Genomic DNA, 8,051 nt, shown 5'->3' on the forward strand with positions numbered 1-8,051 from the left:
GGTCGCTTGACGTGACATCCGTCCCGGTCGCCTAGAGTTGCGCCGTGAGTGAGCGTCCTTATGTGCTGCTGAGCTGCGCGATGTCGGTGGACGGATACATCGACGACGCGAGCCCGGAACGGCTGCGGCTGTCCAGCCCCGCCGACTTCGACCGGGTGGACGGCGTGCGCGCGACCTGTGACGCGATCCTGGTCGGGGCCGGCACCGTGCGGCGCGACGACCCCAAGCTGCTGCTGAAGTCGCCGACCCGGCGGGACCAGCGCACCGCCAAGGGGCTGCCGGCCGACCTGACGAAGGTCACGGTGACCGAGAGCGGCGACCTCGATCCGGAGTCGAGATTCTTCACCACGGGCGACTCGCCCAAGCTGGTCTACTGCGCGTCCTCGGCCGCGCATCCGCTGGCCGCCCGGCTGACCGGCATCGCCGAGGTGATCGACACCGGCGACCCGGTCGACTTCCCGGTGATGCTGGGCGACCTGGCCGCGCGCGGCGTGCGGCGGCTCATGGTGGAGGGCGGCGGCGGCATGCACACCCGGTTCCTCGCGCTCGACCTGGTGGACGAGGTCCAGCTGGTGGTGGCGCCGTTCCTCATCGGCGACCCGTCGGCGCCGCGGTTCGTCGGGTCGGGCGTGTTCCCGCAGGATCCGGAACGGCCGATGCGGCTGGCCGAGCTGACCCGGATCGGCAACCTGGCGCTGCTGCGTTACGTGATCGGGGCCGCCGCCCGTGGATGACCTCGGATGGTTGCGGCTCGCGTGCGACCTGGCCGCGTTGTGCCCGCCGTCGGAGACCGCGTTCTCGGTGGGCGCGGTCATCCTCGGCGCCGACGGCCGCGAGATCGCGCGCGGCCACTCGCGGGAGGACGACCCGCACGCGCACGCGGAGGAGACCGCGCTCGCCAGGACGTCCGCCGGCCTGGCCGGGGCGACGATCTACAGCTCGCTCGAACCCTGCGGCGAACGCCGGTCGCGCCCGCTGACGTGCTCGGAGCTGATCCTGCGCGCCGGGATCGGGCGGGTGGTGTTCGCCTGGCGCGAGCCGTCCCTGTTCGTCGAGGGCAAGGGCGTGGAGCTGCTGCGGGCGGCGGGCGTCGAGGTCGTCGAACTGCCGGGGCTGGCGGACCTGGCCCGGCTCCCCAACGCCCACCTCCTCGGCTAGGGCGCCCGCCCCTGACCTCGGCGGGCCGACCTGTGCCTCAGCCGAACTGCGGGTCCGCGTGCGGCCGGCCCTTCAGCTCGTGGAAGCCGGGCGTCGAGGCGACCAGCAGCGTCCCGTCCCAGAGCCGGCCGGCGTCCTCGCCCTTCGGGATCTGCGACATGACCGGGCCGAAGAACGCCACGTCGCCCACCGCGATGATCGGCGTGCCGACGTGGTCGCCGATGCGCCCGATGCCCTCGGCGGTGGAGGCGCGCACGGCGTCGTCGTACTCCTCGGTCTCGGCGGCCGCGGCCAGCTCGACCGGGAGCCCGGCGCGGGAGAGCGGCGCCTCGAAACCCTCCCAGTCCTCCTCGGAGGTGCCATGGCCGAACTCGGTGTAGAAGCGCCCGAGCGCTTCCTGTCCGTGGTGCCGCACGATGGCGGCGCAGACCCGGACGGGCAACCACAGGAAACCCTCGGGGTCGCCCTCGGGATCGTCGTCGCGCCCCTCGTTCAGCACCGAGAGGCTGAGCACGTGCCACCGGATCTCGATGGGCCTCACCTGCGCGGCCTCCAGCAGCCAGCGCGAGGTGATCCAGGTGTACGGGCAGGCTGGATCGAACCAGATATCGGCGATCATCCCTCCACCCTAAGGGTGAGACCCGAGTCTCACGGAGGCTTGCCAAGCGCCCGGCGGACCATGGATGCTGTCCCAAGCAAGCATTCGGTCAAAGCGGGAGGCACCAGCGACATGCGTGAGCACGATCGGCTGTTCATCGGCGGCCAGTGGACCGCCCCGGCCGGCACCGGCACCATCGACGTCATCTCCCCGCACACCGAAGAGGTCGTGGGACGGGTGCCCGACGGCACCCAGGCGGACATGGACGCCGCCGTCGCGGCCGCCCGCCAGGCGTTCGACCAGGGGCCCTGGCCGCGTATGACCCCGGCCGAGCGCGCCGAGATCCTCGGCCGGCTGTCCGCGATCTACGCCGAACGCCAGCAGCAGATCGCCGACCTGGTCACCGAGGAGATGGGGTCGCCGATCCTCTTCTCGATCTTCGGGCAGGCCGCGCTCCCGCAGATGGTGCTCCAGTACTACGTCGACCTCGCCTCCTCGTTCACCTGGGAGGAGGAGCGCGCCGGCATGCTCGGCCCGGTCACCGTGACCCGCGAGCCGGTCGGCGTGGTGGCCGCGATCTACCCGTGGAACGTCCCGCAGTTCACGCTGATGCTCAAGCTGGCGCCGGCGCTGATCGCGGGCTGCACCGTGGTCGCCAAGCCCTCCCCCGAGACCCCGCTCGACGCCTACCTGCTGGCAGAGTGGATCAAGGAGGCGGGCATCCCGGACGGTGTCATCAACATCGTCCCGGCGGGGCGCGAGGTCGGCGCCTACCTGGTCTCGCACCCGGGCGTCGACAAGGTCGCGTTCACCGGCTCCACCGAGGCCGGGCGCAAGATCGGCGCGGCCTGCGGCGAGCTGCTGCGGCCGGTCACGCTGGAGCTGGGCGGCAAGTCCGCGGCGATCATCCTGGAGGACGCCGACCTGGCGTCCACCATCGAGGGCTTCAAGATGGCCTCCCTCATGAACAACGGCGAGGCGTGCGCCGCGCAGACCCGCATCCTGGCGCCGCGCAGCCGCTACGACGAGGTCGCCGACGCGCTGGTGACGATGGTCGGCGCGCTGAACGTGGGCGACCCCGCCGACTACGGCACCGAGATCGGCCCGCTGGTCGCCAAGCGGCAGCAGGAACGGGTCGAGGGCTACATCCGCATCGGCCAGGACGAGGGCGCCAAGGTCATCGCCGGCGGCCTCAACCGCCCGCACGACCGCGGCTGGTACGTCGCGCCGACCGTGTTCGGCGACGTCACCAACAACATGCGGATCGCCCAGGAGGAGATCTTCGGCCCGGTGCTCGCCCTCATCGCCTACGACGACGAGGACGACGCGGTCCGGATCGCCAACGACAGCAACTTCGGGCTCGGCGGCTCGGTGTGGACGGCCGACGTCGACCACGGCGTCGAGGTCGCCCGCCGCGTCCGTACCGGAAGTTGCGGCGTGAACCTCTACGTGCTCGACGCCAACACCCCGTTCGGCGGCTACAAGGACAGCGGCCTCGGCCGCGAGCTGGGCCCGGAGGGCCTGTCCCCCTACCTGGAGTACAAGGCGATCCCCCGCCCCTCCTGAAACCCCGCCCCTCCTGAAACCGGTGTCAATCAGCTGATCGGCTGATTCGGGCGCACGCGCGAATCAGCCGGTCGGCGACCGGCCGGCCGATGCCCCCGGGAGGCCGCCGCCGCGAACCTTGATCCATACGGCACGACGCCGCACGGACCAGGGAGATCGCGTTGGGGATCATCGAGGTGAACGCATGCCCGGCACCGACGGCGTCACCGCGATCACCCGGATGGCCGAGCGCGGCGTGCCGTCCCGGGTGCTGGTGCTCACCACCTACGACACCGGCAGCGACGTGCTGCCCGCCATCGAGGCGGGCGCCACCGGCTACCTGCTGAAGGACGCGCTCCAGGAGGACCTGTTCCGCGCGGTGCGGTCGGCGGCGCGCGGCGAGGCGGTGTTGTCGCCCTCGGTCGCGACCCGCCTGCTCGACCAGATGCGGAGCTCGGCCGCCGGCTCGACCGCGGGCGGGGCGCAGGCCGAGCCGGTGAGCCCTCGCGAGCTGGAGGTGCTGGGCCTCATCGCGCGGGGCGGCACCAACCGTGAGATCGCCGCCAGGCTGTTCATCAGCGAGGCGACGGTGAAGTCCCACCTGCTGCACATCTACGCCAAGCTCGGCGTGAACGACCGCGCCGCCGCGGTGGCCGCGGCGTTCGACCGCGGCCTGCTCAAACCCCGCGGCTGAGCCCTCACGGCAGATCCCCGCAGCTGAGCCCCTCGGCAGATCCCCGCGGCAGATCCGGCGGCTGAGCCCCTCGGCAGATCCGGGGGCTGATGCTCACAGCCAAGGCGCAGCGGTGCGCCGGCCGCGTCCTAGGTGGGGGTGCGGGCGGTGCGCGGGGCGGCGGTGTCGGGCTGGCCGAACAGCGCCTCGTGGGCGCCGCGCAGCGCGCCGATCTCCTGGTCGAGCCGCCCGAACGCCTCCTTGACCGCGACGTCGCCCGCCGCGACGTCATCGAGCCGGTCGGCGAACGCGGCCATGGTGGACTCGACCGCGCCCAGCCGGTCGTTGACCTCGCTGACGAGCCCGGCCGCGCGGGCCAGGCCGACCGCGGCGCCCGGGAAGAGACCGCCCAGGATCGCCGACTGCTCCCGAGCACGGCGCCGCTGCTCGTGCAGCTCGATGAAGATCTCGACCTTGGAGCGCAGCACCCACGGGTCGAACGGCTTGACCAGGTAGTCGACGGCGCCCACGGCGTAGCCGCGGAAGGCCAGGTCGGGTTCGCTGCGGGCGGCGGTCAGGAAGATGATCGGGACGTCCTTCGTCCGGTCCTTGCGCTTGATGTGGTACGCCGTCTCGAAGCCGTCCATGTCCGGCATCACCACGTCGAGCAGGATCACCGCGAAGTCCTCGGTCATGAGGGCGCGCAGCGCGTCCTCGCCCGACCGGGCGGGCACCACGACCGCGTCGACGGTCTTGAGGATCGCCGCCAGGGCGACCAGGTTCTCCTCCTGGTCGTCCACCAGCAGGATCTTCGGCAGGTCGATCTGGTCGATCACTGCTGCCCTCCCTCGCCGCGGTCGTCTTCCATCGCACCGTCGAGATCCACCGTCTCGGCGGCCCTGAGGTCGGCGTAGCCCGGCGGCTCCGCGGATCCGGCCCCGGTCGCCGGCTCGACCCCGGCTCCGCTCTCGGGTCCCGCTCCGCTCTCGGGCCCGGACTTGCTCCCGGGTCCGGACTTGCCCTCCGGCCCGGCCTTGCCCTTGGCCCCGGACCCGCGCTCGGCCTCGGTTCCGGCCCGGCCCTCCGGCTCGGCTCCGGCGTCGGTCCTGGCCCCGGCCCGCTCCAGTGCCTGTTCGAGCCACTTGCGCATCACGCCGAAGAGATGCTCGATCTCGACCGGCTTGGTGACGTAGTCGGACATGCCCGCGACCAGGCTCTTCTCCTGGTCGCCCTTCATGGCCTTGGCGGTGAGCGCGACGATGGGCAGCGCCGCGAACTGCGGCATCGCACGGATCGCCCGGGTGGTGGCGTAGCCGTCCATCTCGGGCATCATCACGTCCATGAAGACCAGCGAGATGTCGTCGTTGTTCTCCAGGCTCTCGATGCCCTTCTTGCCGTCCGCGGCGTAGAGCACCTTGAGGCCCGAACGTTCGAGGACGGTGCTCAGCGCGAAGACGTTGCGTATGTCGTCGTCGATGATGAGCACCTTGCGTCCCTCGAACAGCGCGTCCTGCGCCACCACCAGGCCGGGCTCGGCGAACTCCTCGCCGACGTTCACCCGCGAGGCGGGCTCCAGCGCGAGCATCGCGCCGTCGCCGGCCGCCAGCGCCTCGAACTCGGCGTCACCGATCTGCAGGCCGGGCTCCCGCCGGCGCGGATGCGGGCTTCGCTCGGGGAGGTAGAGCACGAACGTGCTGCCGGTGCCGGGCCTGCTGTCGGCGCGGATCTCGCCGCCGAGCAGACCGGCGATCTCGCGGCAGATCGACAGGCCGAGCCCGGTGCCGCCGTACTTGCGGCTGGTCGTGCCGTCCGCCTGCTGGAAGGCGTCGAAGATGACCTCCAGCTTGCCCGGCGGGATGCCGACCCCGGTGTCGGTCACCTGGAACGCCACGACACGTTCGGACCGGCTGAGCGCGTCGATGGCGAAGTAGACGTCGCGGGCGAGCTTGATCTCCAGCCTGACCGCGCCCTCGCTGGTGAACTTGATCGCGTTCGACAGCAGGTTGCGGACGATCTGCTGGAGCCGCTGCTCGTCGGTGGCCAGCACCTCCGGCAGGCCGTCGTCCTCCATGACGACCTCGAAGTCCAGGCCCTGCTCGACCGCGATGTGCCGGAACGTGACGTTGACGTAGTCGACCAGCTTGGTGAGCGGGATCTCCTCCGGATGGATCTCCATCTTGCCCGCCTCGATCTTGGACAGGTCGAGGATGTCGTCGATGAGCTGGAGCAGGTCACGGCCGGCGCCGTAGATCGTGCGGGCGAACTGCACCTGCTCGGAGGTGAGGTTGCCGTCCGGGTTGGCCCACATCAGCTTGGCCAGCAGCAGCAGGCTGTTGAGCGGCGTGCGCAGCTCGTGCGACATGTTGGCGAGGAAGTTGGACTTGTAGCGCGAGGACAGCGCCAGCTGCTCGGCGCGCTCTTCGAGGGCCCGGCGGGCCTGCTCGATCTCGGTGTTCTGGACCTCGATCTCGCGGTTCTGCTGGGCCAGCAACGCCGCCTTCTCCTCCAGCTCGGCGTTCGAGCGGCGCAGCTCGGCCTGCTGGCGCTGGAGCTCGCCGGAGCGTTCCTGCAGCTCGCGGGTCAGCCGCTGGGACTCGCCGAGCAGGGCCTCGGTGCGGGCGTTGGCGATGATGGTGTTGATCGCCACGCCGATGGTGTGCACGAACTGGTCGAAGAACGCCAGGTGCACGTCGCTGAACCGGCTGAACGCGGCGAGCTCGATGACGCCGAGCACCTCGTCCTCGAACACGATCGGCAGCACGACCACGCAGGCCGGCGACGACTCCCCCAGGCCCGACGAGATCTTGATGTAGTCGGGCGGGGTGTCGATGATGATGAGCCGCTTCTTCTCCACCGCCGCCTGGCCGACCAGGCCCTGGCCGAAGTCGATCTCCTCGTTGAGCCGGCCCTGGCCGCGGTAGCCGTAGCCGGAGATCAGCCGCAGCGTCGGGGCGTCGCGCGCCTCGCGCTGCGCGAGGAAGAACGCGCCGTAGTGGGCGGCGACCAGCGGGGTCAGCTCGCTCAGGATGAGGCTGGCGACCTCGACCAGGTCGCGATGGCCCTGCATGAGCCCGGCGATGCGGGCCAGGTTGGTCTCCAGCCAGTCCTTGGCCCTGGTGGTCTCGCGCAGGTTGGCCACCATCAGGTTGACGTTGTCCTTGAGCTCGGCGACTTCGCCGCGCGCCTCGACCGTGATGGCCCGGGTCATGTCGCCTCGGGCGACGGAGCTGGCGACCTCGGCGATGGCGCGCACCTGGGTGGTCAGGTTGCTCGCCAGCAGGTTGACGTTCTCGGTGAGGTCCTTCCAGGTGCCGGTGGCTCCGGGCACCTGCGCCTGGCCGCCCAGCTCGCCGCGGCTGCCCACCTCGCGGGCGACGCGGGTGACCTCGGAGGCGAACGCCGACAGCTGGTCGACCATCGTGTTGATCGTCGTCTTCAGCTCCAGGATCTCGCCCTGCGCGTCGACGTCGATCTTCTTGGTCAGGTCGCCGTTGGCGACGGCCGTGGTGACCTGGGCGATGTTGCGGACCTGGTAGGTCAGGTTGTTGGCCATCGCGTTGACGTTGTCGGTCAGGTCCTTCCACACGCCGGACGCGCCGCGCACCCGGGCCTGGCCGCCCAGCTCGCCCTCGGTGCCGACCTCGCGGGCCACGCGGGTCACCTCGTCGGCGAACGCCGAGAGCGTGTCGACCATCGTGTTGAGCGTGGTCTTCAGCTGGAAGATCTCCCCTCGGGCGTCGACGGTGATCTTCTTGGTCAGGTCGCCGCCCGCCACGGAGGTCGCCACCTGGGCGATGTTGCGGACCTGGTTGGTGAGGTTGTTGGCCATCGAGTTGACGTTGTCGGTGAGGTCCTCCCAGACCCCCGACACACCCCGCACCTGCGCCTGACCACCGAGACGGCCCTCGGTGCCCACCTCACGCGCCACGCGCGTCACCTCGCCCGCGAACGCCGACAACTGGTCGACCATGGTGTTGAGGGTGTCCTTCAACTCCAGGATCTCGCCCTGCGCGTCCACCGTGATCTTCTTCGACAGGTCGCCCTCCGCGACCGCCTTGGTGATCTGCGCGATATTGC

At 70.9% G+C, this 8,051-nt stretch carries 6 protein-coding genes and 1 pseudogene; 4 read left to right on the plus strand and 3 right to left on the minus strand.

The annotated features are described in order from the left end of the window. The first annotated feature begins 44 nt into the window (after nt 1–44). Nucleotides 45–734: a dihydrofolate reductase family protein gene (locus ABZ810_RS17240; protein ID WP_358403937.1), complete on the plus strand. Its 690-nt coding sequence runs from the start codon at nt 45–47 to the stop codon at nt 732–734. After that, nucleotides 727–1,158: a deaminase gene (locus tag ABZ810_RS17245; RefSeq protein WP_358403939.1), complete on the plus strand. Its 432-nt coding sequence runs from the start codon at nt 727–729 to the stop codon at nt 1,156–1,158. The genes ABZ810_RS17240 and ABZ810_RS17245 overlap by 8 nt, the downstream gene beginning before the upstream one ends. Nucleotides 1,159–1,195: 37 nt before the next feature. Here the strand turns inward: ABZ810_RS17245 and ABZ810_RS17250 are convergent, their stop codons facing one another. Then, nucleotides 1,196–1,777 carry a DsbA family protein gene (locus ABZ810_RS17250; protein WP_358403940.1) on the minus strand — a complete coding sequence of 194 codons (582 nt, stop codon included), beginning with the start codon at nt 1,775–1,777 and terminating at the stop codon, nt 1,196–1,198. A 111-nt stretch (nt 1,778–1,888) separates the two neighbouring features. On the opposite strand from ABZ810_RS17250, the gene ABZ810_RS17255 reads away from it, so the two are divergent. Both ABZ810_RS17255 and ABZ810_RS17260 read left to right on the plus strand, forming a co-directional pair. Beyond that, nucleotides 1,889–3,322, plus strand: coding sequence for an aldehyde dehydrogenase (locus tag ABZ810_RS17255; RefSeq protein ID WP_358403941.1), 1,434 nt, complete (start codon nt 1,889–1,891; stop codon nt 3,320–3,322). Between the two features lie 181 nt (nt 3,323–3,503). Next, nucleotides 3,504–3,995 (plus strand): annotated as a pseudogene (locus ABZ810_RS17260) (response regulator transcription factor); the annotation flags it as partial. A gap of 128 nt (nt 3,996–4,123) precedes the next feature. Here ABZ810_RS17260 and ABZ810_RS17265 read toward each other — a convergent pair. Both ABZ810_RS17265 and ABZ810_RS17270 read right to left on the minus strand, forming a co-directional pair. Continuing rightward, nucleotides 4,124–4,810 (minus strand): response regulator, encoded by a 687-nt coding sequence (locus ABZ810_RS17265; protein ID WP_358403943.1) that lies wholly within the window; start codon nt 4,808–4,810, stop codon nt 4,124–4,126. Then, the coding region (locus ABZ810_RS17270; RefSeq protein WP_358403945.1) for a HAMP domain-containing protein at nt 4,807–8,051 on the minus strand (3,245 nt) is incomplete at its 5' end. The genes ABZ810_RS17270 and ABZ810_RS17265, both read right to left, overlap by 4 nt.

The sequence above is a fragment of the Spirillospora sp. NPDC047279 genome (genome assembly GCF_040643285.1).
Taxonomy (GTDB): Bacteria; Actinomycetota; Actinomycetes; order Streptosporangiales; family Streptosporangiaceae; genus Spirillospora.

Excerpts from the sequence above, each read along its gene's own strand:
- ABZ810_RS17250 (WP_358403940.1), bottom strand. The coding sequence starts at position 1,777 with ATGATCGCCGATATCTGGTTCGATCCAGCCTGCCCGTACACCTGGATC.
- ABZ810_RS17255 (WP_358403941.1), top strand. The coding sequence starts at position 1,889 with ATGCGTGAGCACGATCGGCTGTTCATCGGCGGCCAGTGGACCGCCCCG.